At 73.0% G+C, this 24,484-nt stretch carries 22 protein-coding genes; 12 read left to right on the top strand and 10 right to left on the bottom strand.

All coding sequences use genetic code 11. The features are described 5' to 3' along the window. Positions 1–39: 39 nt before the first annotated feature. Positions 40–480, top strand: coding sequence for a YccF domain-containing protein (locus AC6H2I_RS15940; RefSeq protein ID WP_497501655.1), 441 nt, complete (start codon positions 40–42; stop codon positions 478–480). Between the two features lie 54 nt (positions 481–534). Here AC6H2I_RS15940 and AC6H2I_RS15945 read toward each other — a convergent pair whose 3' ends face one another. Further along, positions 535–972: a CBS domain-containing protein gene (locus AC6H2I_RS15945; protein ID WP_497501656.1), complete on the bottom strand. Its 438-nt coding sequence runs from the start codon at positions 970–972 to the stop codon at positions 535–537. Positions 973–1,420: 448 nt separating this feature from the next. On the opposite strand from AC6H2I_RS15945, the gene AC6H2I_RS15950 reads away from it, so the two are divergent. Both AC6H2I_RS15950 and AC6H2I_RS15955 read left to right on the top strand, forming a co-directional pair. Continuing rightward, the gene (locus AC6H2I_RS15950) at positions 1,421–1,774 is read left to right on the top strand and encodes a hypothetical protein (RefSeq protein WP_497501657.1); all 354 of its coding nucleotides are present in this window, start codon (positions 1,421–1,423) and stop codon (positions 1,772–1,774) included. Positions 1,775–1,853: 79 nt separating this feature from the next. After that, positions 1,854–3,368 (top strand): lysozyme inhibitor LprI family protein, encoded by a 1,515-nt coding sequence (locus AC6H2I_RS15955; RefSeq protein WP_497501771.1) that lies wholly within the window; start codon positions 1,854–1,856, stop codon positions 3,366–3,368. Positions 3,369–3,393: 25 nt separating this feature from the next. Here AC6H2I_RS15955 and AC6H2I_RS15960 read toward each other — a convergent pair whose 3' ends face one another. The 4 genes from AC6H2I_RS15960 to AC6H2I_RS15975 all read right to left on the bottom strand — a co-directional run bounded on the left by AC6H2I_RS15960 (position 3,394) and on the right by AC6H2I_RS15975 (position 10,450). Next, positions 3,394–4,593: an acetate/propionate family kinase gene (locus AC6H2I_RS15960; RefSeq protein WP_497501658.1), complete on the bottom strand. Its 1,200-nt coding sequence runs from the start codon at positions 4,591–4,593 to the stop codon at positions 3,394–3,396. A 5-nt stretch (positions 4,594–4,598) separates the two neighbouring features. Beyond that, entirely contained in the window at positions 4,599–6,041 is a 1,443-nt protein-coding gene (locus AC6H2I_RS15965; protein WP_497501659.1) for a bifunctional enoyl-CoA hydratase/phosphate acetyltransferase, read from the bottom strand. Between the two features lie 567 nt (positions 6,042–6,608). Next, the gene (locus AC6H2I_RS15970) at positions 6,609–8,690 is read right to left on the bottom strand and encodes a sensor histidine kinase (RefSeq protein ID WP_497501660.1); all 2,082 of its coding nucleotides are present in this window, start codon (positions 8,688–8,690) and stop codon (positions 6,609–6,611) included. Between the two features lie 320 nt (positions 8,691–9,010). Further along, on the bottom strand, positions 9,011–10,450 hold the full coding sequence (locus tag AC6H2I_RS15975; protein WP_497501661.1) for a hybrid sensor histidine kinase/response regulator: 1,440 nt from the start codon (positions 10,448–10,450) through the stop codon (positions 9,011–9,013). 139 nt (positions 10,451–10,589) lie between these two features. Between AC6H2I_RS15975 and AC6H2I_RS15980 the strand changes: the two genes are divergently transcribed. From AC6H2I_RS15980 to AC6H2I_RS16005, 6 genes are all read left to right on the top strand, one after another. Beyond that, positions 10,590–11,084 carry an MmcB family DNA repair protein gene (locus AC6H2I_RS15980; RefSeq protein ID WP_497501662.1) on the top strand — a complete coding sequence of 165 codons (495 nt, stop codon included), beginning with the start codon at positions 10,590–10,592 and terminating at the stop codon, positions 11,082–11,084. A gap of 110 nt (positions 11,085–11,194) precedes the next feature. Then, positions 11,195–12,571 (top strand): cysteine--tRNA ligase, encoded by a 1,377-nt coding sequence (gene cysS / locus AC6H2I_RS15985; protein WP_497501663.1) that lies wholly within the window; start codon positions 11,195–11,197, stop codon positions 12,569–12,571. Between the two features lie 122 nt (positions 12,572–12,693). Beyond that, positions 12,694–13,158 carry a VUT family protein gene (locus AC6H2I_RS15990; RefSeq protein WP_497501664.1) on the top strand — a complete coding sequence of 155 codons (465 nt, stop codon included), beginning with the start codon at positions 12,694–12,696 and terminating at the stop codon, positions 13,156–13,158. A gap of 88 nt (positions 13,159–13,246) precedes the next feature. After that, positions 13,247–13,915: an isoprenoid biosynthesis glyoxalase ElbB gene (gene elbB, locus AC6H2I_RS15995; protein ID WP_497501665.1), complete on the top strand. Its 669-nt coding sequence runs from the start codon at positions 13,247–13,249 to the stop codon at positions 13,913–13,915. Positions 13,916–14,370: 455 nt separating this feature from the next. Further along, entirely contained in the window at positions 14,371–16,224 is a 1,854-nt protein-coding gene (gene nifA / locus AC6H2I_RS16000) for a nif-specific transcriptional activator NifA (protein ID WP_497501666.1), read from the top strand. Between the two features lie 99 nt (positions 16,225–16,323). Then, entirely contained in the window at positions 16,324–17,214 is an 891-nt protein-coding gene (locus AC6H2I_RS16005; RefSeq protein WP_497501667.1) for an adenylate/guanylate cyclase domain-containing protein, read from the top strand. Positions 17,215–17,256: 42 nt separating this feature from the next. On the opposite strand, the gene AC6H2I_RS16010 is transcribed toward AC6H2I_RS16005, so the two are convergent. Continuing rightward, positions 17,257–17,634, bottom strand: coding sequence for a sensory rhodopsin transducer (locus tag AC6H2I_RS16010; protein ID WP_497501668.1), 378 nt, complete (start codon positions 17,632–17,634; stop codon positions 17,257–17,259). A 159-nt stretch (positions 17,635–17,793) separates the two neighbouring features. On the opposite strand from AC6H2I_RS16010, the gene AC6H2I_RS16015 reads away from it, so the two are divergent. The 3 genes from AC6H2I_RS16015 (at position 17,794) to AC6H2I_RS16025 (ending at position 20,584) form a co-directional block, all read left to right on the top strand. Further along, positions 17,794–18,786 (top strand): SDR family oxidoreductase, encoded by a 993-nt coding sequence (locus tag AC6H2I_RS16015; RefSeq protein WP_497501669.1) that lies wholly within the window; start codon positions 17,794–17,796, stop codon positions 18,784–18,786. Between the two features lie 173 nt (positions 18,787–18,959). Continuing rightward, positions 18,960–19,544 (top strand): DUF3341 domain-containing protein, encoded by a 585-nt coding sequence (locus AC6H2I_RS16020; RefSeq protein ID WP_497501671.1) that lies wholly within the window; start codon positions 18,960–18,962, stop codon positions 19,542–19,544. Continuing rightward, positions 19,541–20,584 carry a hypothetical protein gene (locus AC6H2I_RS16025; protein WP_497501672.1) on the top strand — a complete coding sequence of 348 codons (1,044 nt, stop codon included), beginning with the start codon at positions 19,541–19,543 and terminating at the stop codon, positions 20,582–20,584. The genes AC6H2I_RS16020 and AC6H2I_RS16025 overlap by 4 nt, the downstream gene beginning before the upstream one ends. 17 nt (positions 20,585–20,601) lie before the next feature. On the opposite strand, the gene AC6H2I_RS16030 is transcribed toward AC6H2I_RS16025, so the two are convergent. From AC6H2I_RS16030 to AC6H2I_RS16045, 4 genes are all read right to left on the bottom strand, one after another. Next, complete coding sequence (locus tag AC6H2I_RS16030) at positions 20,602–21,171, bottom strand: type 1 glutamine amidotransferase domain-containing protein (RefSeq protein ID WP_497501673.1); 570 nt, start codon at positions 21,169–21,171, stop codon at positions 20,602–20,604. 122 nt (positions 21,172–21,293) lie between these two features. Next, positions 21,294–22,340 carry a BMP family ABC transporter substrate-binding protein gene (locus tag AC6H2I_RS16035; protein ID WP_497501773.1) on the bottom strand — a complete coding sequence of 349 codons (1,047 nt, stop codon included), beginning with the start codon at positions 22,338–22,340 and terminating at the stop codon, positions 21,294–21,296. A 129-nt stretch (positions 22,341–22,469) separates the two neighbouring features. Beyond that, positions 22,470–23,399, bottom strand: coding sequence for an ABC transporter permease (locus tag AC6H2I_RS16040; protein ID WP_497501674.1), 930 nt, complete (start codon positions 23,397–23,399; stop codon positions 22,470–22,472). Next, entirely contained in the window at positions 23,396–24,472 is a 1,077-nt protein-coding gene (locus AC6H2I_RS16045) for an ABC transporter permease (RefSeq protein ID WP_497501675.1), read from the bottom strand. Before AC6H2I_RS16045 ends, AC6H2I_RS16040 begins: the two co-directional genes overlap by 4 nt. Positions 24,473–24,484: the final 12 nt, after the last annotated feature.

Consider the following 24,484-nt stretch of genomic DNA (forward strand, 5'->3'; position numbering starts at 1 on the left):
GCCGCCTCCCCACATGTGGGGCAAACGGGAGGTGAAGACATGTCCTTGCTGAGCTTGGTGTTGAACGTCCTGTGGGTGCTGACCGGCGGGATCTGGATGGCGGTCGGGTGGCTGATCGCCGGCGTGGTCATGGTCGTGACCATCATCGGCATTCCCTGGGCCCGCTCGGCCTTCACGATCGCCTGGTACACCCTGCTGCCGTTCGGCCAGCAGGCGGTGCGCCGCGACGACCATCGCGGGCGCGAGGACCTCGGCACCGGGGCGCTCGGCGCCATCGGCAACATCCTGTGGTTCGTCTTCGCCGGCTGGTGGCTGGCGCTGGGGCACCTCTTCACGGCCATCGCCCTGGCGCTGACGATCATCGGGCTGCCCTTTGCCTGGGCCCACCTGAAGCTGGCCGGGCTGGCCCTCTGGCCCATCGGCATGGAGATCGTGCCCGACGACGAGGTCGAGGCGCGCCGCCGCGCCTTCGGGCGGTGACGCCCGGGGCGCCCCGCCCCGGGCTCGGCCTCCGCTCCGGCCCGGACTCGCCCGTCACGGCACTTCGGTCAGGCTGTCCTCCAGCTCCTTCTCGCGGTCGAGGCGGGCCAGTTCGTCGGCCATGACGTCACGCATCGACAGCACCCCGACCACCCGTCCCGCCTCGACCACCGGCAGGTGCCGCAAGCCGTTGCGGGCCATCCGGCGCAGGGCGTCGTGCAGGGTCGTGGCCCGGTCGACCGTGATGGGCCGGGGCGTCATGACCGTCGCCAGAGGGGTGGCGTCGGGATCGAGGCCGCTGGCCACCACCCGCTCGGTCAGGTCGCGTTCCGTGAAGATGCCCTCCGGTCCGCCCGCCTCGGCGGCGGCGACGACCACCGACGCGACGTGCGCCGCGGCCATCTGTTGGGCGGCCTGGCGAACGGTGGCGCGGGGCGGCAGGGTGACGACGCGCTGGCTGTCCAGCAGATCCCCGACGTTGCGGTGCAACATGGCGGCTCTCCTTTGCTTGGCCGGGACGTGCCGCGACCGGCCGCACCGGCGGCTTCCCTAAATGCAAGCGTTGAAATGCGGCGACCTCGTCGGGTTTCACGCCGCACGCCACCTTCCGCCCCAACCGGAACACGGGGTGGCAGCGGCGGGCGACCGCGGATCGTCTTGCACGGATGCCGCGGGGACTGGACGCCTTGACTGGCAATCCTAGTCCCTTTGACCGGAGACGACGAGGGCGCCGCGTGTCGCGGCCGGCATGGACGGCATGCCGGCACGGCATGCGACAAATTCGCCGCGATCCCCGCCGGTGGCCGGGCGTTCGCATGCGTATTCTCGCGCAACCCGACAATCGGCGCGCGTCGTTAACGGTTGCTCAACCCAAAGGCATGGACACTGCGATCATTGGTTCATGGTTGAACCGCCGTCAGGCTCACGAGGTCGAGTCTCCATGTCGTTGCTTTCGAAGTTTCGCGGACGGAACAAAGCTGCCGCCCCGGGGGCCGTCACCCGGAAAGCCGGTTCGGCGCCGCTGCCGCGCATCATCATCGACCGGCACGAGTATCAGGCGGCGGAGTTCGCCATGGGGTCGTTCCGCATCCGCCCCTACGAAGGGGACCTGATCGCCCGGCAGATGTTCGATTTCCGCATTGCCTTCCAGTCCGGCGAGGAGACCGTGGATTTCCAGTGCCGCGGCATCGTGGTGCGCCAGGACGAGGAGCACGGGCTGGTGGCCCGCTACCAGTCGCCGCAGCCGTTCTACGGCCGCAAGCTGCTGGAGTACCTGCAGAGCGGAAGCGGCTGACCGCGGCGGCGCGGTCCGTCGGCAGGGATCGCCCGGCACGGCGGGCGGCGGCTTTGTGGGAAAGGTGCGCGTCGTGCGGATGATCGGTGTCGCGGTTGCCGCCGCGAGCGTCGCGGGGCTGCTGGCCGGGCCGGCCGCGGGCGCGCCGTCCTTCGACTGCCGGGCGGCGTCGACCCCGGTGGAGCGGGCGATCTGCGCCGATCCCGCCCTTGCGGACCGCGACCAGCGCATCGCCGACGCCTACGGGGAGTTGCTCGGCCTCGCCGACGACGCCGGGCGCGGGCGCGCCCGCGCCGATCAGAAGGCCTGGCTCACCACCGTCCGCAACGGCTGCGCCCGTCATCCGGCGCCGGGGGCGTGCCTGACCGGCGTGATGGAGGAACGGGCGCAGAGCCTGGACGCGAGCGTCGCGCCGGCCCGGCAGGCGGTGGCGGACGTGGTCCGTGGCCTGGCCGACACCCCCGACGCGGCGACCCGGTCCCTGGCCGAACGGCGCGGCCCGCTCGGCCAGGCGTGGCTCGCCTACGCCCGGCGCTACACGGGGCGGCCGGACCCCGCGGCGGCCAACCTCATCCTGTCCAACGCCATCGCCACGTTGGACAGCAGCTTCGCGGCGGAGATCGCCGCCAGCGAGCCCCTCGCCACCGACGCCGGATTTCTGAGCGCCCTGCGGCTGGTGAACGACATCCACGACATGGCGATGCCATGCTTCGTGGTGATGCGCCACGGCGCCGCGGGATGGGCGGCGGTCGGGGCGATGTACGGCTCCTCGGCCGACGGGGCGACGCCGATGCCCGACTGCCCCCCCGACCCCGGCCTGCTGGACGCGCCGGCGTGGCAGGCCGTGCAGGCCCTGCTCGATCCCATGCTGATGACCGCCTACGGCCGCACCGGAACCTACCGGTCGGCCGTCGGACGGTCGCTGGAGGTCACCCGCCTCCAGGCGGCGGTCGACCCGCTTGGCCTTCGCGACGATGGCGGCTTCGCCACCACCACCGCGGCCATCGGGTCCTGGAGCAACCCCTACTGGGTCGGCACCGCCTGGCCCGCACGGTTCCAGGCGGCGCTCGCCCGGGCGCTGCGGGATTGGGAGGCGACACTGATCAGCCGCCACGGCCTGGCGCCGGCCGACGCGGCGGCGGTGGCGCGGGGGGCGGCCGGCGCCTATTTCGCGACCGCCGTGCCGTTCATCGAAGAGCATGTGGAGCTGCAGACGGACACCCGCGTCCCGCCGTGGCTGCACGGCCGGTGGCGGTGGACGGGGGGGCCGGCCGACCTGCCGCCGTTCAGCCGCTTCCCGGTCCGCCAGCCCGGCGGACGCCTGACCATCACCGCGGATCGGCTGTGCGCCGACGGGGCCGGCGCTTGCCTGCCGCTGGAGGTCACCGACGGATTCGATCCGGTGGCGCAGGAGACCTTGGCCGCCGCGCGCGCGCTGACGCCGCCGGTCACGCCCGCCGCGCCGCCGCGGGGAGTCCACCTGGCGGCGGAGGGCTCCCTCGAGGGGGACGCGTTCGCGCTCCTCCTGGCCGACGGGTCGGTCCTGCTCGGCGACGGGCAGGCGCTCAACGTGCGGCTCACGCCGACGGAGTAGCGCCGGCCGCCGCCGCGCCGGGCGGTCAGGGCCGTGCGCCCATCAGCCCATGGGTGTGCAGCGCGATCATCCGCTCCTCGTCGGTCGGGATCACCCACACCGGCAGCCGGCTGTCATCGCTGCTGATCCGCATGGCGTTCGCCGCGTTGGCGGCGGGGTCGATGGCGACGCCGAGCCAGGCCAGCTTCTCGCCGACGCGCGCCCGCACCGGCGCCGAGCGCTCGCCGATGCCGGCGGTGAACACCAGGGCGTCGATCCCGCCCATGGACGCGGCCAGCGCGCCGGTCTCCTTGGCGACGCGGAAGCAGAACAGCTCCACCGCCTCGGCGGCGTGGGGATCGCCGGACTCCAGCAGCACCCGCATGTCGTTGGAGATCCCGGACACGCCCAGCAGACCGGACTTGTGGTAGAGCAGCGCCTCCAGCGCGTCGGCGTCCATCCCCTTCTCGCGCATCAGGTAGATCAACACGCCGGGGTCGAGGGTGCCGGTGCGCGTGCCCATGGGCAGGCCGTCGACGGCGGTGAACCCCATGGTGCTGTCGACGCTGGCGCCGTCATGGATCGCGCACATGCTGGCCCCGCTGCCAAGATGGCAGACGACGGCGCGGCCGGCGGCCAGCTCTGGCGCCACCTGGGCCAGGCGCCGGGCGATGTACTCGTAGGACAGCCCGTGGAAGCCGTAGCGGCGGATGCCCTCCTCGGTCATGGCGCGCGGCAGGGCGAAGGTCTGGGCCTGCCACGGCTGGCTGCGGTGGAAGGCGGTGTCGAAGCAGGCGACCTGCGGCAGCTCCGGATGGGCCTGGGCCAGCGCCCGGATGGCCGCCAGGTTGTGCGGCTGGTGCAGCGGCGCCAGCGGCACGAAGCGCTCCAGCTCCGCCAGCACCGCGTCGTCGATCAGCGTCGGCGCGGAGTGGACCGCGCCGCCGTGCACGACCCGGTGACCGGCGGCGATCAGCCGCGCCCCGTCGAGATGGTCCTCGATCCAGTCCAGCAGGAACGACAGCAGGGCGGTGCGGTCGGTGGCCTCCCCCGGAGCCCAGGCGCGGTCGGCGAGCGGCGCCTTCGCGGTGTCCCTGGCCTCGAACCGCGGCTGGGTGCCGATGCCGGATATCTGGCCGTTGAGGGCGGCCGCCAGATCCTCCCCCGCCCCCCGGAACACCGAGAACTTCAGGCTGGAGGAGCCGGCGTTGACGACGAGGATCGCCTGGTCGGTCGACATCTGCATGGCCGTCACTCCGCGGCCGAGCCGGCCGCCCCGCGGCGGCGGGCGGCGGCCATCAGCACCGCCAGCGCGCAGGACGCCAGCCGGGTGCGCACGTTGTCGGCGCGGCTGGTCAGGATGATCGGCACCCGCGCCCCCAGCACGATTCCGGCGGCGTCGGCGTTGGCCAGGAAGGACAGCTGCTTGGCCAGCATGTTGCCGGCCTCCAGGTCGGGCACCAGCAGGATATCGGCCTGGCCGGGAACGGCGGAGACGATGCCCTTGGTGCGCGCGGCTTCCGCCGAGATGGCGTTGTCGAAGGCCAGCGGTCCGTCGAGGATGCCGCCCTTGATCTGGCCGCGGTCGGCCATCTTGCACAGGGCCGCGGCCTCCAGGGTCGAGGCGATCTTGGGGTTGACCGTCTCCACCGCCGACAGGATCGCCACCTTGGGCGTCTCGACCCCCAGCACCCTGGCGAGGTCGATGGCGTTCTGGACGATGTGGACCTTGTCCTCCAGGGTCGGATAGATGTTGATCGCCGCGTCGGTGATCATCAGGGCCTTGGGGTAGGTCGCCACGTTCATGACGAAGACGTGGCTGAGGCGGCGCGCGGTGCGCAGCCCGGTCTCCTTGCGCACCACCTCGCCCATCAGCTCATCGGTGTGCAGGGACCCCTTCATGACCGCCTCAGCCGCGCCGCTGCGGGCGAGTGCCACTCCGGCCTCGGCCGCGGCGTGGGAATGGGGCGTGTCGACGATGCGGTAGGGCGCGAGGTCGAGGCCGAAGGACTCGGCCAGCGCGCGAATCTTCGCCTCCGGCCCCACCAGGACCGGGTCGATCAGGCCGGCCTGGGCCGCCTCGACCGCACCCTTCAGCGAGCTCTCGTCGCAGGGGTGGACCACGGCGGTGGGCACCGGCGGAAGGGCCTCGCATTTCTTCAGCAGCAACTCGTGCTTGTCGTGGCGCAGGAACTGGACCTGGGGCAGCTCATGGGCGGCCCGCCGCACCTTGGTGGTCGGGGCGATCACCTCGGCGGAGCCGGACACCACCTCGGCGCCGTCCTGGTTGACGCACAGGCAATCGAACACGACGACGTTCTTGCCCGTGTGCTTGGCCTTGGCCGTCACCGTCGCGGTGATGATGTCGCCGACGCCGACCGGACGGTGGAACCGCAGGTCCTGGCCCTTGTAGATCGTCCCCGGCCCCGGCAGCAGGGTGCCCAGCACCGCCGAGATCAGGGCGCCCGACCACATGCCATGGCCGATCACCTTGTGGAACAGGCTGTCGGCGGCATACTCCTCGTCCAGGTGGGCGGGATTGATGTCCCCCGACACGGTGGCGAAGAGCTCGATGTCCGACATGGTCAGCCGGCGCGACAGGCTCGCCGACCGGCCGATCTCGATCTCGTCGAAGGTAAGGTTCTCAATCATGGCGGCGGATCCGGCCTTGCCGGTGTCGATGGCGATGTCCATGGCGTCCGTGCTCCTCGGGATGCGGCTCGGGTCGTCCTGGCCGTATCCTCCCCTCCGCCGGCCCGCCCCCGCGATGCGCCGGCGGCGCGGCACGGGGGACGGCGCCGGTGGCGCGTTCTGTTTCTTGGCGTCCGCCGCGCCACCACGCCGGCAGGCGTGGGCGCGCGGTGGCGCGGTGCGGCCGAAGCCGCGGGTGGGGCCCGGCCGCCCCGGCATGCCCCTGTCCTACAGAAGCACGATGACACCGGCGTGACACCCCCGGACGGCATCCCGGCCGATCCCGAACCCGCCCGTGCGCGTCACGGCCGGGCCCCACGCCGGACGAACCGCCGGCGCGGCGCACGACGCCTGTGCACGGATGAGGGCCTGGCGGCGCCCCCCCGACTCCGGGGCGCCGGTCTGGACACCGGGGCCGGGGGGCCGCCAGGTCGGAGCGGGCGCTCCGGGACGTGGCAGGACGTGTGTACCGCCGCCGGCCCGGGTCCGTGTTGATGCAGGTCAATCGGCGGGCGTCGAACGCCCGGGCGGCGGGCGGGATCGCGCCGCGGGGCGGAGGCGGGGCCGGTTTCACGTCGCCAGCTTGCTCTCCGCACGGGGCGCCGCGGCGTCGACCAGCCGCGGCGGGGCCGCGGTGTCCCCGGGCACCGCCGACTCCGCGGCATGGTCCGGCGAGGCTATCGGCACCGACACCGTGAACACGGTGCCGCGGCCGACCCGCGAGCGCACCGCCACGGGGTGGTCGAGGATCTGGGCGGTGCGGCGGACGATGGAGAGGCCGAGGCCGAGGCCGCGGCCGCCGTCGGCGCGGTCGGCGGTGCCGCGGTAGAAATCCTCGAAGATGCTCTCCATCTGGTCGGGCGGGATGCCGGGGCCGGTGTCCCAGACCTCCACGCTGAGCCGGCCACCGCGCCGGCGGCAGCCCAGCAGGATGCCGCCGCGGCGGGTGTAGCGAAGGGCGTTGACAAGGAGATTGCGCAGGATGCGCTCCAGCAGCACGGGGTCGCTGCGCACCGCCGCATCGGCGACGGCGAGGTGGAAGCGCAGGCCCTTCTGGGCGGCCTGGTCGGCGAACTCGTTGGCGAGCCGCTCGGCGATGGCGCTGAAGGGGAAGGTGACGAGGCGCGGCGTGACGTTCCCCACCTCCAGCGCGGAGGTGTCCAGCAGCGCCGTCAGCAGGGCGTTGCCGGCGCCCAGCGCCTCGCCCAGCTTGTCGGCGATCTCGCGCTGGCCGTCATCCGTCAGCTTGGCCATCAGGATGTGGTGGAACAGGCTCATGGCCTGGAACGGCTGGCGCAGGTCGTGGCTGGCCGCGGCGAGGAACCGGCTCTTGGCGCGGTCGGCGCGCTCCGCCTCGGCGCGGGCCTCGGCCAGCGCCTTCTTGATGCGGGTGCTCTCGGTGATGTCGATGGAGGCGCAGATCACCCCGGTGACCGCGCCGGTGTCGTCGCGCAGCGGCTCCACCACCAGGTCGACCACCACCTCGCGCCCGCCGGCGGTGAGCGCCACCTCCTGGCGCGCGCCGACCCCCGACGCCATCGCCCGGCACTTGATCGCGTCCAGGCTCGCCGCCTCGTCCGGCGTGAAGATCTCGGCGTGGCGGCGGCCGATGAACCGCTCCGCCGGCACCGGGAGCTGGGGGTTGTAGACCCAGACGTAGCGCAGCTCGTGGTCCTGGCTGAACACCGAGACGTGGGAGTAGCGCAACGCCAGGCGGAACCGCTCCTCGCTTTCGCGCAGCATCCGCGCCATCGCCGCACGGGCGCGCGCCTCCGCCTGGAGCATGGCGCGCGCCCGCTCCTCGCGCAGCAGATGCACGGCCAGCAGCCCGGTCAGCAGCAGCCCGATGCCCAGCGAGCCCCACGCCGCGCCAGCCCCCGGCAGCAGCGGCCCGCCGGGGAAGGGGACGGCGACCTCCCACCGCTGGCCGCCGACCGGCAGCACCCGCGTGACCATCGCCCGCCCATCGACCCGCTCCTCGGCGTCGCCCGCCGCGGCAAGCGCCGGAGCGCTGGACGCCAGCACCCGGCGCCCGCCGTCGGCGGCGCCCCCCAGCAGCAGCACGTCCGGCCGCGGCGCCGGCAGTGCGGTCATCGCCAGCGCCGCCATGCGCGGCACCGACACCTCCGCCATCAGCACGCCGTCGACGGTGGCGCAGCGCGCCGAATCGTCCGGGGCGGACGCCGCCCGGTGCACCGGCAGGAAGAGCCGGAGGCGGTCGCCGTCCGGCAGGGCGGCGGCGACGGTCCCGGTGGCGCAGGAGCGGCCGATGGCGTCGCGCTCGCCCGGGCGAGCGCCGATGGCGCCCCCCACCGCGTCCCGGCCGGTGGCGCTTTCGGTGGAGTCGGCGTCGCCGGGCGCCGCCCCGTCGCCCCCCGGGGCATGCCGAATCGCCAGCGCGAAGCCGCCGCCGGGCGCGGCGCGGGGCGCCCATCCGACGGCCGTCAGGCCGGGCGACAGGGACAGCAAGGGGTCGGCCGCCGCGGCGAGGACCCCCTGCGTCAGCGCAGGCGTCCGCACCACCACGCCGTGCAACGCGGTCAGCAGGAACACCGCGTCGTCGAGACGCTCCTGCAGAGCCTGCCGGTACTGCACCGCCGTCCGTTCCAGCAGGGTTCGGGTCGCGTCGCGCGCCTGCACCTGCAGAAACACGAACAACGCCGCCGATAGGATCGCCCCCGTTGTCACCAACGCGGGAATGGCCAGTGATCCGGTCCGCCTGCGAAGCCCACCGAATGGCATGATTCGGCTCGTCCTCCGCAAAACTCACCAGTGTCGGGTGTCGTATTCTACCAGAACGGCCGTTCCCGGCGAACAAGTTTCCACGGACCACGGCGCCGGCGCGACCACGACGGCGGTGCGGCGACGAGTGATTTCTCGCATATCACACAACAGCACTTGAATTCATGTGCCTGCGAAGAAAGCCGCGCCGCGGTTCGATTTGCCAGGGGGAGAATGATCGAATCCCGCGGTCACGGCCCGAGACGGCCGCGCCCCAGCAGCTTGCCCAACAGCGCACGCAACGCCAGCGGCGACACCGGCTTGTGCAGGACCGGGTATCCGCTCAAGCGCGCCTCGCGCAGACGGGTCGGGTCCGTGTCGCCGGTCAGCACCAGGCCGGGGATGGTGGCGTCGACCGCCTTGGCGATCTGGCGGATGGCGACGATGCCGTTCGCGGCCCCCTTGAGGCGCAGGTCGGCGACGATCAGGTCGGGGGCCATGGGGTTCGGGCCCAGCCGCTCCATGGCCGCGTCGTAGGAGTCCGCGCCGACCACCGCGCAGCCCCACTGCCCCAGGAGGACGGTGAGCGCGTCGAGCACCATGCGGTCGTCCTCGATCACCAGAACGCGGGCACGGCTGACATCGGCCTCGGGCGGCGGCGCGGCGGTGAACGCCGCCTCGGCCTCGGCCGGCGCCTCGCTCGCCCGCGGCACCACCACGGCGAACAGGGAGCCGCGCCCCGGCGCGGATTCCACCACGGGGACCAGGCCGAGGCGCTCGGCCAGCCGGCCCGCCAGGGTCAGGCCGAGGCCCAGGGTCCGCCCTCCAGCGTCGGCCAGCGACGGCCGCTCCATCGCCGCGCGCAGCGCCAGCACCTCGGCCGGGGGCAGGCCGCGGCCGCTGTCCCAGACGCCGATGCGCACCCCGTCGCCGTGGCGCCGGCATCCCAGAAGCACACGGCCCCGCCCGAGATGGCGCAGCGTGTGCGCCAGAAGCGCCTGGAGCAGGCGCTCCAGCAGCACCGCGTCGCACCGGATCATCGCGGAGCACGGCATCACGGTGAAGCGCACGCGGCGCGCCTCGAAGCGCGGGGCGAACTCCAGCGCGAGGCGGGTGAGAATGCCGTTCACCGCGCTGACCGCCGGCTCGGGCTCGATCAGGCCGGCCTCCAGACGGGCGAGGTCGAAATGGCCGTCCACCATCGTCTTCATGGACTGGATCGCCCCCGCCATGGCCTGCAGCACCTCGCGGGCGGCGGCCTCGCGGACCCGCCCGTCGAGGGCGCCGACCAGAAGCGACAGGGCCGCCAGCGGTTGGCGGAGATCATGGCTGGCCGCCGCGAACAGGCGGCTGCCGCGTTCCGCCGACAGGCCGCCGCCGCCGCCAGCACCAGCACCAGCGCCAGCGCCGACCACGCACACGGTCTGGCCGTTGCCCAGCGCGCTCTCCGCCGTCACCGCGCCGGCCAGGCGGGCGATCAGCATGGCCCGCCCCGCTCCAGTATGGAGCGCCCCCGCCAAGGCCGGCAGCGCCGCCGCCGCGCCGTTCCACGCGCTGAGCCGCCCGTCGCGGTCGAACACCAGCACGCCGGGCGCGCCGCCGCTGCCGGCCGATCCGGCGGCGTCCCGCGGGGCTCCGCCCGCCGATGGTCCGTGGGTGGCGCCGTCGTCCTTGCCGTCTGCCCCGTGCACCCGCTCCGCCTCCGTGTCCCCGAAGTTGATCGCGCGTCCAGCAACCCTATGGATCTGGGGCGATTCCGCAACCCTGGCCTTCGACCGAGTCCGGCCCGCCGGCGGCGCCAGCCCCTGGCGGCGCCGGCCGGCGCCGCCCATGTTCCCCGTCATGTCCGTGCCGCCCGACACCGCGCCCCCCTCCCCCGCCGCCGTGGCGGGTGCCGCCGCCATCACGCGGGGGGTGCGCCGCGCGCTGGCCCAGCGCGGCTTCGCCACCCTGACCGAATTCCGCCTCGCCACCGGGCGGCGGGCCGATGTGCTGGCGGTGGACCCGTCCGGCACGGTCGTGATCGTCGAGGTCAAGAGCGGCGTCGCCGACTTCCGCTCCGACCAGAAATGGCCGGAGTACCGGGACTGGTGCGATGCCTTCTACTTCGCCGTGGACGAGGCGTTCCCGACGGCGATGCTGCCGGACGACTGCGGGCTGTTCGTCGCCGACGCGTTCGGCGCGGCCCTGCTGCGCGATGCGCCGGTGACCAGGCTCGCCGCGGCGCGACGGCGCACGCTGGTGCTGCGCGCGGCGCTGGCCGCCGCCGGACGCCTGCACCGGCTGGAGGACCCCGGCTTCGCCGCCGACCCGTCGGCGGGCTGAGCGCGGCGCGCCCGCGAACTGGACCGCCACGGCCGAACCTGCTACCCCTGGGCGCCTTGCGCCGCTTGGCCGAATCGCCCGATGGCCCCTTCCGGAACGGAGCCGCACCGATGCCGCTGGACCTCTTCAACACGCTGACCCGTCGCAAGGAGCGGTTCGAGCCGCTGACCCCGGACGCGGTGGGCATGTATGTGTGTGGTCCGACGGTGTACGACACGGCCCACATCGGCAACGCCCGCCCGGTGGTTGTGTTCGACGTGCTGTACCGGCTGCTCCTGCGCCTGTACCCGACGGTCACCTATGTGCGCAACATCACCGACGTCGACGACAAGATCATCGACCGCTCGCGCGACTCCGGCGAGTCCATCGCCGCGCTCACCGAACGGACGACCCGGCTCTACCACGCGGACATGGACGCCCTGAACGCGCTGCGGCCCGACGTCGAGCCGCGGGCGACCCACCACATCGGCGAGATGGTCGCCATGATCGCCCGGCTGATCGACACCGGGCACGCGTACGCGGCGGAAGGCCATGTCCTGTTCTCCGTGCCGTCGATGCCCGAGTACGGGCAATTGTCGCGCCGCGCCGCGGACGAGCTGCTCGCCGGCGCCCGGATCGACGTCGCGCCGTACAAGCGCGACCCCCAGGACTTCGTGCTGTGGAAGCCCAGCGCCGACGACGTGCCGGGCTGGGACAGCCCGTGGGGCCGCGGCCGGCCGGGCTGGCACATCGAGTGCTCGGCCATGTCGGAGCGCCACCTCGGCGCCACCTTCGACATCCACGGCGGCGGTCTCGACCTGATCTTCCCCCACCACGAGAACGAGATCGCCCAGAGCCGCTGCGCCCACGCCGGGGCGCCGCTGGCGCGCTACTGGGTGCACAACGGCTTCGTCACCGTCGAGGGCGACAAGATGTCGAAGTCGCTCGGCAACTTCTTCACCGTGCACGAGTTGCTGGACGATCACCCCGGCGAGGCGATCCGCCTGACCCTGCTGTCGGCCCACTACCGCCAGCCCCTGGACTTCACCCGCGACGGGCTGCGCCACGCCAAGGCGACGCTGGACCGCTGGTACCAGGCGCTGCGCGGCGACCCCGAGCCTGCGGCGGCCGGGGTGCCCTTCGACGTGCTGGCGGCGCTGGAGGACGACCTCAACACGCCGCTGGCGGTGGCCCACCTGCACGAGCTGGCCTCGGCCGTCCACAAGGCCGACACCCTGGGCGCCAAGGCGGCGGCCAAGGGGGCGCTGCTGGCGGCGGGCGGGCTGCTGGGCCTGCTGGAGCAGGACCCCGAGGCGTGGTTCCGCTGGGCCCCCAGGGGTGCCGCCGCCGGGCTCACCGACGCCGACATCGAGCGCCGGATCGAGGAGCGCCGGGCGGCCCGCAAGGCGAAGGACTTCGCCACCGCCGACCGGGTGCGCCGGGAGCTGGCGGAGCAGGGAATCGTCCTGGAGGACGGGCCGCAGGGCACCACCTGGAAGCGGTCGTAGGAAGTCCCGCCGCCCCGATCCGGGGGCGGCGGGTGTCGCCGGGGCACCCGCGATCAGGCGGGCCCGCCCCATCTTGACGTGTCGCGCCCGCGTTCAGGCGGGTGGCAACGAGGAACTCGGACATGCTTTGGATCGCCGCCTACATCGGCAGCGTCGTCGCGATCAACATCGCGTTCAGCGCCGCCCCCCACCTCGACATCCTGTGGTCCTGCTGGGCCGGTCTCATCTTCATCCTGCGCGACATGGTGCAGGTCCGCTATGGCCACTGGTCGCTGGCCGCGATGGTGGTGGCCTGCGCCGCCTCCTACGCCCTGGCTGATCCCTACGTCGCCCTGGCGAGCGTCACCGCCTTCGCGGTGTCGGAGCTGATCGACTGGGGCGTCTTCTCGGTCACCCGCCGGCCGCTGCGCGACCGCCTGTGGATCAGCTCCTCCCTCTCGGTGCCGGTCGACACCGCCATCTTCTTCGGCATGATCGGCATCTGGGCACCGGAGGTGTGGGCGGTGGCGCTGGCCTCCAAGCTCGCCGGCATCAGCGCGGTCTGGGCGATCATGCGCGCCCGCGCCGGCGGGCTGGCGACCGCCTGAGTCGGGCCGCTTCTCCCGTGACCGGGGCCGGGGCGTGCGCTACGCTTCGGCCCACGACGGCTGCTCAAACCACCGGGAGGAGGGACCCATGGCTGACAGGACGCTCCGGTTCGGCGTCGTGCTCGCCGGTTGCGGCGTGTTCGACGGCGCGGAGATCCACGAGGCGGTCTGCACGCTGCTGGCCATCGACCGGGCCGGCGCCGAGGCCGCGTGCTACGCCCCCGACATCGACCAGGCCCATGTGATCAACCATCTCAGCGGCGAGGTCATGGCGGAGCGCCGCAACGTCCTCGCCGAGGCGGCGCGCATCGCCCGCGGCAGGATCGTCGACCTCGCCACCTTCTCCGCCGACGACGTCGACGCGCTGATCTTCCCCGGCGGCTTCGGGGCTGCCAAGAACCTCTGCGACTTCGCCTTCAAGGGCGCGGACTGCGTGGTCCAGCCCACCGTCGAGGCGGCGGTCCGGGCGATGCGCGCGGCGGACAAGCCGATCGGCGCCCTGTGCATCGCCCCGGCCATCCTGGCCCGCCTGCTCGGCCGCGACGGGGTCGAGCTGACCATCGGCTCCGACGCCGAGACCGCCGGCGCCCTGGAGGCGATGGGCGCCCGCCACACCGCGACCACCCATTGCGAGGTGGTGGTGGACCGTGCCCACAAGCTGGTCACGTCGCCCTGCTACATGCTCGATGCCTCCGTCTCGCAGATCGCCGACGGTGCCGCCAACGCCGTCCAGGCGTTGATCGGCCTGACCCGCTGAGACGCCCCGGCGGCGGGTGCGCCAGGCCCGCCGCCGCACCGCCCGCCTCTGTGCCAAGATCCTGGAATCGCAGGAGGAGGTGCGGCAATATTGCGCTGCGTCAATCTTTTGTAAAAGCACTTGCGTTCGCACGCGATGTCTCGGAAAATTCCCCCCGTCCGCTCAAAGGGTATTTGACCCGACGTTCGACGACGGTCAGGTCCGCACGCCGGGCCGGCGCCGTCGGGGCGGCATCGGGACCTCGGAACGGCACGCGCCGCCCACCGGGGCCAGGCATCGCAGGGACGATGCAGATGCGCGGTCCCGGCCCCACGGCGCGGGGCCGGGCGTCCGATGTGAAGGGCAGGAGTCCGCTCGGGAAACAGGCGACCGCCGCCTCGGTGCGGCGGCAGGGTGGATCGTCGGTCACGGCGATCCGGTCTTGGCGATTGGGTGGATAGAGTGAGGTGACACGGATGCCCGCAGCGTCGCGCCATGCCACGTCCAACCTGGAACTGCTGGCGATCTACGAGGTCAGCAAGATTCTCGGCTCGTCGCTCGATCTTCAGCAGACACTGCGGGAGGTTCTGCGGGTTCTGTCCTATCAGCTCCAGATGCACCGCGGGCGTGTGTGGCTTCTGGGCGAGGACACCGTCATGCGCTTGGTGGCCAAGACCGGCCATGCGGTCGACGACCGCGCCCCGGTGGAGTTTCGCGAGGGCGAAGGGATCATCGGGCGCATCGTCAAGACGGGCATGCCCGCCGTCGTGCCCAACCTGGCCGAGGAGCCCCTGTTCCAGAACCGCACGGGTGGTCGCGACGACCTTGACGAGGTCGTGGCGTCCCTGGTGGGCGTGCCCGTCAAGGTGGCCGGCAGCGTGGTGGGCGTGCTGACCATCGACCGCGTCAGCGACGACGGACCGACGACCCATTTCGGCAGCGACGTGCGCTTCCTCACCATGGTCGCCAACCTGATCGGCCAGACGGTGCGCCTGCACCGCACCGTGGCCGACGAGCGGCGGCACATGATGCGCGAGACCTTCCGCATCCAGAAGGAGACGCGGCCGCCGCAGCCGATCGCCGACATCGTGTGCTCCAGCCCCAACATGATGGACGTGCTGGCCCAGGTGCACCGGGTCGCCCCCTTCAAGTCGAGCGTGCTGATCCGCGGCGAGAGCGGCACCGGCAAGGAGCTGATCGCCCGCGCCATCCACAACCTGTCGCCGCGCAAGGACGCCCCGTTCATCCGCGTCAACTGCGCCGCGTTGCCGGAATCGCTGCTGGAGTCGGAGCTGTTCGGCCACGAGAAGGGGGCCTTCACCGGCGCCCAGAAGGACCACAAGGGCCGGTTCGAGCTGGCCTCCAGCGGCACGCTCTTCCTCGACGAGATCGGCGACATCTCGTCCAACTTCCAGGCCAAGCTGCTGCGCGTCCTGCAAGAGCAGGAGTTCGAGCGGATCGGCGGCACCAAGACGATCAAGACCGACGTCCGGCTGATCTGCGCCACCAATCTCAATCTCGAGGAGGCGGTGGGCCACGGCAAGTTCCGCGCCGATCTCTACTTCCGGATCAACGTGGTCAGCGTCTTCCTGCCGCCCTTGCGCGAGCGGCGCAGCGACATCGCGCCGCTGGCCCGGTATTTCGTCGCCAAGTTCGCCAAGGACAACGGCCTCAACGTCAGCATGGACGAAGCCGCCCTGGAGGTGCTGTCGCGCTGCACCTGGCCCGGCAACGTGCGCGAACTGGAGAACTGCATCGAGCGTGCGGCGACCCAGTGCCGGTCCGGCACCATCGGCATCGCCGACCTGTCCTGCACCCAGAACCTCTGCAATTCGTCCGTCCTGCTGCAGTACCGGACCGCCGGCATGGCGGTGGGCGGCCTCGCCCCGGCCGTGCACACCCCCGGCGCCGGCCCGACCGGACCGCACGCCGTCCCAGCGGGCGCCCCGCACGTCGCCCCGCCGGCGGGCTGTTCCACCTGTGGGGCTGGTCCCGGACAGCCCTGCCAGTCGGCCGCCGTCCAGCCCGCCACCATCCAGCCCGCCACCATCCAACCCGCGGCCGCGCAGCCGGCGGCCGCCCACCCCGCCGCCGGGCCGGGGGCCGCGGCGACCCCCGCGGCGACCCCCGCGGCAGCCGAGGACGGCGGTGACGATCTGGCGCTGAACGACGCCGGCGAACCCGAGTCGGGGACCCTGCGCGAGCGGCTCATCTGGGCGATGGACCGCACCGGGTGGGTGCAGGCCAAGGCGGCCCGCCTGCTGGGCATGACCACCCGCCAGGTCAGCTACGCCCTGCGCAAGCACAACATCGAGATCAAGCGCTTTTGAGACCCCGGCCGCCAACGGCGTGACCGGATCACCGGCGCTGTGGTATCACCGGGGCTGGGCGGAGCGTCGCCCAGCCCCGCCGGCCGCCACACGCCCATCATGGAAACGCCCCTCGCCATCCTGTTCGTCGACATCGCCGATTCGACGCAGCTCTACGAGCGGATCGGCAACACGCGCGCGGCGGCGTTGACCCAGAAGATGCTGCTGCTGCTGCGCACCGCCATCGATGGCCATCGCGGAACGGTGGTCAAGCTGCTGGGCGACGGCCTTCTGGGCGCCTTCCCCAGCGCCGACGACGCCGGTTGGGCCGCCGGCTCGATGATGGAGTTCCAGCAGACGCTGGGCCTGCGCCTGCGCATCGGGCTGCACTACGGGCCGGTGGTGCGGCGCCCGGAGGATCTCTACGGCGACGCCTGCAACGTCGCCGCCCGGGTCGAGGGGCTGGCCCGCCCGGGCGAGGTGCTGGCGACCGAGGCCTTCGTCGAGCTCCTCGAGCCCCGCCTGCGGCAGCGCGCGAAGCTGCTCAACGCCGTCTCCGTCAAGGGCCGCACGGCGCCGCTGCGCATCCACCAGCTGCGCGACGCCCGGGCGGCGGAGGAGGAGCCGATGGACAGCACCACCATCGGCCTGACGATGACCGGTGTGGGATTGCCGGCTGCGGCGGCCATGCGGCTGCACCTCGACTACAAGGGCCAGCGGCTCGTCGTCGACCGCGAGCAGCCGCGGCTGACCGTGGGGCGCGGCGACGCCTGCACCCTGCGCATCCCGTCGCGCCAGACGTCACGCCACCATGCCACCATCGACTTCAGCCGGGAGAGCTTTCTGCTCACCGACCAGTCGACCAACGGCACCTTCGTGCGCACCGGCGCCTCGCTGCCGCTGGTGCTGAAACGCGACGCCACCAAGCTGTCCGGCAGCGGCCTCATCGGCTTCGGCGCGGACCCCCTGGCCCCGGCCGAGGATCACGTCGCGGCCTACCGCTGCGAATGACCGCGCCGCCCGCCCCCCTCCCCCCCGGGGGCGGCGGCATCCCTACTCGGCGGCGAAGGCCAGGGTGCTGAGCAGGGCGTTCTCCGCCTGGCGGCTGTCGAGGCGGGTGTGCTGCACCACGATCGGCCGGTCGGACTCCACGACGCTGGCGTAGGAGGTCTCGCGCGGGATCGGTTCGGGATCGGACAGCTCGTTGAACCGGATGTGACGGGTGCGCCGGCCGGGGACCGTCACCCGGTAGGGTCCCGCCGGCTCGCGGTCGGCGTAGAAGACGGTGATCCGCACATGGGCCTCCTCGTCGCCGGCGTTGAGGATGCACACCGCCTCGTGGCTTTCCATGGCCGGCGCCGGTCCGTGGCTCCAGCCGGGAATGTAACCCTCGGCGATGGCCCAGCGCGTCTTGCCGATCGGTCCGGGCATGGGGGTCCTCCTTGCGTGTCGGCGGCACCGGCGGTGCCGCAGCCCGACAACCGGCGGGGCGCTCCCGCGGTTCCGCCGGCAACGGGCGGCGCCGCGGCCCGTTATCCCTGGCAGGGTCCGCGCCTGCGGGCCGCCACGAGGAAGGGAGCGGCAGGAACCATGAAGCACACCCCGACCGTCGTCATCACCGGCGCCTCGGCCGGCGTCGGGCGCGCCGCCGCGCACGCCTTCGCCCGGCGCGGCGCGCGGGTCGGCCTGCTGGCGCGCCACCCCGGCGCCCTGACCGACACCGCCCGCGAGGTCGAGCGGCTGGGCGCGCGCGCCCTGGCGCTGCCGACCGACGTCGCCGATTTCGGCGCCGTGGACGGCGCCGCGGATGCGGTGGAGGCCGCGTTCGGCCCGATCGACGTGTGGGTCAACAACGCCATGACCACCGTCTTCTCGCCGGTCCACGCGCTGGCCGCCCACGAGCTGCACCGGGTCACCGCGGTGACCTACTTCGGCTGTGTCCACGGCACCATGGCGGCGCTGCGCCGGATGGGGCCGCGCAACCGCGGCGCCATCGTCCAGGTCGGCTCCGCCCTCGCCTACCGCGGCATCCCCCTGCAATCCGCCTATTGCGCCGCCAAGCACGCCATCGTCGGCTTCACCGACAGCCTGCGCTGCGAACTGCGGCACGACAACAGCGCCGTGCGGCTGACGGTGGTCCACATGCCGGCGATGAACACGCCCCAATTCCAGTGGGCCCGCACCCGCTTCCACCGCCGCCCCGCCCCGGCCGGTCCGACCCTGGCGCCGGAACGCGCCGCCCGGGCCATCGTGCGGGCGGCCGAGCACGGCCCGCGGGAGCTGTGGGTCGGCCGCTCCACCTTCCAGACCATCCTCGGCCAGATGGTGGCGCCGTCGCTGATGGACCGCATCCTCGCAGGGCGCGCCTGGGACGGACAGTTCCGGCGCGAGCCCCTGCCGGCCGGCTACCGCGACAACCTGTTCGACCCGGTGCCGGGGGTGCACGCGGTGGACGGGCCGTTTCGCGACACCCTGCCCGGCCATGCGGCGCCCGCGGTCGCGGCCCGCGCCGCCCTGGCCGCCACCGGGGCCCTGGTGGTCGGCGGCCTGATGCTCGGCGCGGCCGCGCTGGCGCGGCGGTAGCAGGGCCGCGCCGGGCGCGGCGCTCGGACAGGGCCGCGCCAGCGCGGCGCTCGGACAGGGCCGCGCCAGCGCGGCGCCCGCACGGAACGGGGAAACCTCGGGCCGCCGTCGGCGTTGTGCTGACGTCCCGGTGCGCGTTCTCCCTGCCCACCTCCCTGCCGCGAGGTCCGTCGATGGCCACCGTCCCCACCGCCGCCCACGCCACCGCCGCCCCCCACTCTGGCGCCCCCGGCGGCGCCTGGGGCCTGCTGGCCGAGTTCCCGGGCCCCGAACCGCTGGTGCGGGCGGCCACCGCCCTGCGGCAGGACGGCTACCGCGCCGTCGACGCCTTCACCCCCTTCCCCGTCGAGGAGCTGGCGGCCCCCCTGGGCCTGGCCACCCCACCGCTGGGCGCCATCACCGCGGCCGGCGGCGTGCTGGGCGGCGCGCTGGGGCTGACGGTGCAATGGTACGCCAACGCCGTCGACTACCCCCTGAACGTCGGTGGCCGCGCCCTGGCCGCCTGGACCGCCTTCGCCCTGCCCGGCATTCTGGTCGGGGTGGCCAGCGCCACGGTGTGCGCGCTGCTCGCCCTGCTGGTGCTGTGCCGGCTGCCCCGCTACCACCACCCCCTGTTCGCGATGGACCGTTTCGCCGGTGCGGCCGGCAGCGGGTTCCTGATCGCCGTGGCGGCCACCGACGCGCGCTACGACCGCAGCGCCACGCACGCCCGCCTCGACGCGCTGGGCGCGGTGTGGATCGGCGAGGTGCCGCGGTGAGCGGGGGCACGGCGCGGCTGCCGGGGGGCGCGGGCTGGGCGGCGGCGGCGGCGCTGGCCGTCGGCCTGGGCGGCGGCGGCGTCCTGGTGACGCTGGGGGTCGCCGCCCCGGCCACGGCGGCGGCGGCGTACCTGGCGGCGCTGGCCGCGTTCAGCGCGCTGCCCGCGGGCGCCGTGGCAATGCTGATGGCGGCGCGCCTGTTCAACGGGCGCTGGGTGCTGGTGGTGGACCGCCCCTTGGCGGACGCCGCGCGCACGCTGCTGCCGACGGCGCTGCTGTTCGTACCCCTGGTGGTGCTGGCCGACCGGATCTATCCCTGGACGGCCGCGGCGTGGGCCGAGGCCAACCCGCTGCGCACGGCCTACTTGAACGAGCCGTTCTTCGCGTTGCGCGCCGTCGCCATCGTGCTCGTGTGGCTGGGCGGCCTGGTCTGGCTGCGCCGCGACGCCGGCCGCACACCGGCCGCCGCCGGCCTCGTGCTCTACGCCCTGGCGGCGTCCTTCGCCGGCGTGGATTGGCTGCTGTCGCGCGACCCGGCCTTCAATTCCTCGGAATTCGCGCTGTGCTTCATCGTCCACCAGCTGCTGTCCGCCTTCGCCTTCGCCATGGTGGTGGCCCGTCTCGACCACGCCACGCCGCACCAGCTCCGCTCCCTGGCCGGGCTGCTGCTGGCCGGGGCGCTGGCGTGGAGCTATCTCGCCTACATGCAGTATCTGGTGGTGTGGTCGGGCAACCTGCCGGACGGCGCGGCGTGGTACCTGGCGCGCCAGGACGGCGGGTGGGAGTTGGCGTTCTGGACCGTCGCCGTGCTCCAGGGGGTGGTGCCCGTGCTGGCCCTGCCGTGGCGGCCGGTCCAGAACAGCCCGGCGGCGCTCAAGACGATCGCCGCCGGGGTGTTGCTGGCGCGGGCCGTCGAGGTGGCCTGGCTGGTGCTGCCGGCGGGCCGGCTCACCGCCGGGCCGCTGCTGCTGACCGGCGCCGCCCTGGCGGCGCTGGGCGGGCTGTGGCTCGCCCTCTACCTGGTGCTGCGCCGGGTGTAGGCGTCACGCGCCGCGGCTCACTCCGCAGCAGCAGGGCCGGCGTGCCGGCCTTCGCGGAACTCCTCGACCATCTTGCGGCAGAAGGCCGGGAGGTCGTCGGGCTTGCGGGAGGTGACGAGGCCGTTGTCGGTGACCACCGTCTCGTCCACCCAGGTCGCCCCGGCGTTGGCGAGATCGGTCCTGAGCGACGGCCAGGAGGTCATGCGGCGGCCCGTCACGGCGCCGGCGTCGATCAGCGTCCACGGCCCGTGGCAGATCGCGGCGATCGGCTTGCCGGCCTGGGCGAAGGCCCGGACGAAGGCGACCGCCTCCGGCACCAGGCGCAGGGCGTCCGGGTTGATCACCCCGCCCGGCAGCACCAGCGCGTCGTAGGCCGCCGCGTCGGCGGAGCCGACGGTGGCGTCCACCGGGATCGCGTCGCCCTTGTCGTGGTGGTTGAATCCCTGGATGGTCCCCGCCGCGGGGGCCACCACGTGCACCGTCGCGCCGGCTTGCCGGAGGGCCTTGACCGGCTCGGTCAGCTCCACCTGCTCGACCCCGTCGGTCGCCAGCACGGCGACGGTGCGCTTGTCCAGTTCGGCTGCCATGGCAGCGCCTCCTTCGGTTGGTGTCGCGTCTCCAACCGTGGGAACCACCGGCCGTTCCGGGCCGGTGCCGCATGGCACCGTTGAACGCGCGGGGGAGGCGCAGCCGCCTCCCCCGGCCGCCGTCACTTCGGCAGCTTGCCGACCACGCCCTCGGTGAACCAGTCCATCTTCAGGATCTCCTCGTCGGTGGCGTGCTTGCCCTCGGCGATCATCACCTTGCCCGACTGGTCCTTGATCGGGCCTTCGAAGGAATGGCGGCGCCCCTCCATGATGTCGATGCGGGTCTTCTCCGCCATCTCCACCACGTCCTTGGGAATCGCCGGGTTGTAGGGGGCGAGGTAGAGCATCTTGTCCTTGAGCCCGCCCCAGGTGTCGATCGGCTCCCAGGTGCCGGCGAGCACGGCCTTGGCACGCTCGATGTAGTAGACGTCCCACTCGTCGACGATGGCGGTGAGGTGCGCCTTCGGCCCGAAGCGGGTCATGTCCGACGACTGGCCGACCGCCCACTTGCCGGCCTCCTGCGCCACCTGGATCGGCGCCGGGCTGTCGGTGTGCTGGACGATGACGTCGGCGCCCTGGTCGATCAGCGCCTTGGCGGCCTCCGCCTCCTTGGGCGGATCGTACCAGGAGTTGACCCACACCACCCGGACCTCGGCCTGCGGGTTGATGCGCCGCAGCGCGGTGGTGAAGGCGTTGATGCCGCTGACCACCTCGGGGATGGGGAAGGACGCGATGTAGCCGATGACGTTGCTCTTGGTCATCTTGGCGGCGATCTCGCCGACCACCGTGCGGCCCTCGTAGAAGCGGGCGGAGTAGGTGGCGACGTTGTCGGCGCGCTTGTAGCCGGTGGCGTGCTCGAACTTCACATCGGGGTAGCGCTTGGCCACCTTGAGGGTGGGGTTCATGAAGCCGAACGAGGTCGTGAAGATCAGCCCGTGGCCGCTGGCGGCGAGCTGGTCGATCACCCGCTCGGCGTCGGCCCCCTCCGGCACGTTCTCGACGAAGGTCGTGGTGACCTGGTCGCCCAGCGCCTTCTCCAGGGCGCGGCGGCCGAGGTCGTGCTGGTAGCTGTAGCCGTGGTCGCTGACCGGCCCGACATAGACGAAGCCGACCTTCAGCTTCTCCTTCTCCTGCGCGGCCACCGCGCCGGCGAAGCCGGCAACGCCCATCGGCAGCGCGACCGCCGCCGCCGCGAGCCCGAGGACCGCCGTCCCGAACGTCCGTCTCTTCACGTGATTGCTCCCTGTTAGGTCTGCGGGATGGATGCACTGTGGCGCCGGCCCCCGCGGGGCGGGCCGTCAAGCGTCGGGATGGAACACCTTGCCGAGACTGGCCGGGGCGTTCAGGCGGATGCGTGTGGCATCGCGCGAGATCACCACCAGAACGACGACGGTAGCCAGATATGGCAGCATCGACAAGAGTTGCGACGGCACGTCGAAGCCCAGCCCCTGGACGTGCAGCTGGATGATGGTCACGCCGCCGAACAGCCAGGCGCCGAGCAGCACCCGCGCCGGCCGCCACGTCGCGAAGACCACCAGGGCCAGCGCGATCCAGCCGCGCCCGGCGGTCATGTTCTCCGCCCACATCGGCGTGTACATCAAGGACAGGTAGGCGCCGGCGACGCCGCACATGGCGCCGCCGAAGAGGATCGCCAGGAAGCGGATGCGCAGCACCTTGTAGCCCAGCGCGTGGGCCGCGGTGTGGCTCTCGCCCACCGCGCGCAGCACCAGGCCGGACCGCGTGCCGTAGAGGAACCACGCCACCGCCGGCACCGCCAGCAGGCCGAGGTAGACCAGCGCGTCGTGCTCGAACAGGGCCGGGCCGAGGACCGGGATGTCGGCCAGCAGCGGCACGCGGATCTCCGCCGCCTTGTCCAGGGGGATGCCGACGAAATCCTGCCCGATCAGCGCCGACAGGCCGACCCCGAACAGGGTCAGCGCCAGGCCGGTCGCCACCTGGTTGGTCATCAGGTGCAGCACCAGGACGCCGAACAGCGCCGCCAGCGCCGCCCCCGCCGCCGCCCCGCCGATCACCCCCACGGTGACGCTGCCGCTGCCATAGGCGGCGGCGAAGCCGCACACCGCGCCGGTCAGCATCAGCCCCTCGACGCCCAGGTTCAGCACCCCGGACTTCTCCACCACCAGCTCCCCCAGCGCCGCGAACAGGAGCGGGGTCGCCGCGACCACCATGGAGGCCAGGACCGGTCCGAGGATGAGCAGGTCGGTCATGCCGCCACCCTCCGCCGGCCCAGCCGCAGGCGGTAGCGGATCAGCACGTCGCAGCCCAGCAGGAAGAACAGCAGCATGCCCTGGAACACCCCGGTGATCGCCTTGGGCAGGCCGAGCGCGATCTGCGCCGCCTCGCCGCCGATGAAGGACAGGGCCATCAGCAGCCCGGCCAGCAGGATGCCGACCGGGTGCAGGCGGCCGAGAAAGGCCACGATGATGGCGGTGAAGCCGTAGCCGGGGGAGACGGTCGGGTTGATCTGGCCGATCGGCCCGGCGACCTCGCCCAGCCCGGCCAGCCCGGCCAGCCCGCCCGAGATCAGCAGGCTCAGCCAGATGATCCGCTTTTCCTTGAACCCGGCGTAGCCGGCGGCCGCCGGCGTCAGGCCGATGACGCGGATCTGGAAGCCGATGAAGGTGCGGGCGATCAGCACCCAGCCCGCGGCGACCGCCAGCAGGGCGAACAGGGCGCCGAGGTGGACCCGGGTGCCGGTGACGATCACCGGCAGCAGCGCGTCGTCCTCGAACAGGCGGGACTCCGGGAAGGAGTAGCCGTCCGGGTCGCGGTACAGGCCATGGGCGAGGTACTGCAGCAGCAGCACCGCCACATAGGTCAGCATCAGGCTGGTCAGGATCTCGCTGGCGTTGAACCGGGTGCGCAGGAAGGCCGGAATGGCCGCCCACAGCATGCCGCCGGCGATGCCGCCCAGGATCATCAGGGGCAGCAGCCACCAGCCGCCCTCGCCGTAGAAGGCCAGCGCCAGCCCGCCCCCGGTGATGGCGCCCAGCGTGAGCTGCCCCTCCGCCCCGATGTTCCAGACATTGGCACGGAAGCCGATGGCCAGGCCGACGGCGATCAGCACCAGTGGCGTCGCCTTGACCACCAGCTCGCCCACGCCGCGCAGGCTGCTCACCGGCTGGATGAAGAACGCGTGCAGCGCGTCCAGCGGGTCGAACCCCATCACAAGGAACAGCAGGAAGCCACTGGCCAGCGTCAGCCCGACGGCCAGCAGCGGCGTGAGATAGACCATGAGCGGCGAGGCCTGGCCGCGCGCCTCCAGTCGGACCAGACTCATCGCCGACACCCC

This window comes from Azospirillum sp. NS33 (genome assembly GCF_059703765.1).